Origin of the sequence: Nocardioides sp. (assembly GCF_035547795.1) — a bacterium.
In the GTDB taxonomy this organism is placed as follows: domain Bacteria; phylum Actinomycetota; class Actinomycetes; order Propionibacteriales; family Nocardioidaceae; genus Nocardioides.
In genome coordinates this window covers 1-1,977 of record NZ_DASZUF010000077.1, presented here as the reverse complement: position 1 = coordinate 1,977, position 1,977 = coordinate 1, and the positions used below count along the sequence as shown (strand labels likewise).

General features: G+C 72.0%; 2 protein-coding genes. Both read right to left on the bottom strand.

Features of this window, described 5'->3' with window-relative positions:
- The coding region (locus tag VHA72_RS05655; protein ID WP_325573467.1) for an alpha/beta fold hydrolase at positions 1-1,101 on the bottom strand (1,101 nt) is incomplete at its 3' end.
- A partial coding sequence (locus VHA72_RS05650; protein ID WP_325573466.1) for a DNA polymerase III subunit delta' occupies positions 1,098-1,977 on the bottom strand: 880 nt, incomplete at its 5' end. The genes VHA72_RS05650 and VHA72_RS05655, both read right to left, overlap by 4 nt.

The window sequence follows — 1,977 nt, the reverse complement described above, 5'->3', positions numbered from 1 at the left end:
CAGCAGCACCGAGCCGTCACCGCCGAAGGCCTGCTTGAGTGCCTGGGTCAGATAGATCCAGCTGTTCCGGTCATAGAGGGTGACGGCGACGCCGTAGAACGCATTGCCGCCGTGCAGCTCTCGGCCGCCAGCGGCGGGGAGCGGCTGCTGCTCGACCTGCGCGAGGAACGCCTTGATCCGGGCCAGCCCCGCCTCGACGGTGGCGCCGAGGTAGCAGCTCGTCGAGGTGCTGACGCAGTTCTGGACATAGGAGCGCAGGGCGGTCTCGAAACCGGCGGCCTGCTGCACGCCCAGCTGCTCGTTGTCCAGCGTCGGGTCGACCGCGCCGTCGAGCACGAACCGGCCCACGTTCGCCGGGAAGAGATCGGCGTACGTCGTCCCGAGCTTGGTGCCGTAGGACGCGCCGAAGTAGTCGAGCTTCGACTCCCCGAGGGCAGACCGCAGCACGTCCATGTCGCGGGCCGCGTCGACGGTGGAGATGTGCGCGCCGACGGGGCTCTTGGCGCAGCCGGCGGCCATCGTCTTGTTCCACTGGGTGTAGGCGCGCCGCTCGGCGGAGGTCTCGGGCACCGGGTTCTCGGCGACGTAGGCATCGAGCTGGTCATCGGAGATGCAGTCGATCGGGTCGCTCTCGCCGACGCCACGCGGGTCGAAGCCGACGATGTCGAAGTGGTCGAGCAGCGGCTTGCGGAACGCCTGGCCGGCGGAGGCGGCATAGTCGATGCCGGAGCCGCCCGGCCCGCCAGGGTTGACCACCAGCGAGCCGATCCGCTCGCCCTTGTCGGCGGCCGGGACACGAAGCAGGGCGAGCCTGATCGTGGTGCCGGCGGGGTGCTGGTAGTCGAGCGGCACCGTCAGCCAGCTGCACTGGTCCTTGGAACGACACGAGGTCCAGGTCAGCCTCTGGCCGTAGAACCGGGCCAGCGCGGGGTCGGACGGCGCCGTGCTCGCGGCACCCGAGGCGTCCGTCGCGGCAGTGCCGGGGGCGGACGGGCCCGCGGCCGTGCTAGACGGCGTGCTGGACGGCGACCCCGACGGTGAACTCGAGCCGCAGCCGGCCAGCGCCAGCAGGAGCGCGACCCCGACGACCAGGCGCCTCATCGCGGGATCCTGAGGGCGACCATCATCGACTCCAGCGCCAGTGCCGGCGGGACGTTGAACTCCATCAGCTGCTCCCGTGCCTCGAAGATCCATCCGATCCGGCGCAGGTTGAGCTCGGGCGAGGCCGCAGCCACCTGTTCGACGTCGCTGCGGATCTCCTCGTTCACCAGCTGGCCCGGCGCGCCGGTCGCGAGCGCGATCGCGTCGCGGTAGACGCTGACCAGGTCCATGAGGCTGCGGTCGATCACGTCGCGGTGGCGCCGGGTGGCGCGCCGCTTCTGGTCGCGCTCCAGGGCCGCCAGGGCGGGGCCGTACTCGCGCGGGCGACGACCGCGCTCGACCACGCCGTACGCCGCGTCGAGGTCGGCCCTCTCCTGCGCGTCGAGCTCGGTGGTGACCGCGTCGGCCTCCTCCTTGGTCACCTCGGTGAGCCGCTGCGCGGCGCGCATGCAGGCGCCCAGGCTGGTGAGCGTGGTCGGGATCGCGACGACATCGCGTCGGCGGTTGCGGGTGGCCTCGTCGCGGGCCAGCGCCTTGGCCCGCCCGATGTGCCCCTGGCTGGCGCGGGCGGCGTACGACGCCAGGGCGTGGCTGACGCCCTGAGTCCGCACCAGGAAGTCGGCCACATCGGCCGCCGTGGGTGTGGTGAGCGTGACCAGTCGGCAGCGGCTACGGATGGTGGGAAGCACGTCCTCGACGCTCGGCGCGCACAGCATCCACACGGTGCGGGCACCCGGCTCCTCGATCGCCTTGAGCAGCGCGTTGTTGGCCTGCTCGGTGAGCCGGTCGGCATCCTCGACGATGAGGATCTGCCAGCGGGCGCCGGCCGGAGTGAGCGCGGCGGTGCGGACCAGCTCGCGGATGTCGTCGACGCCG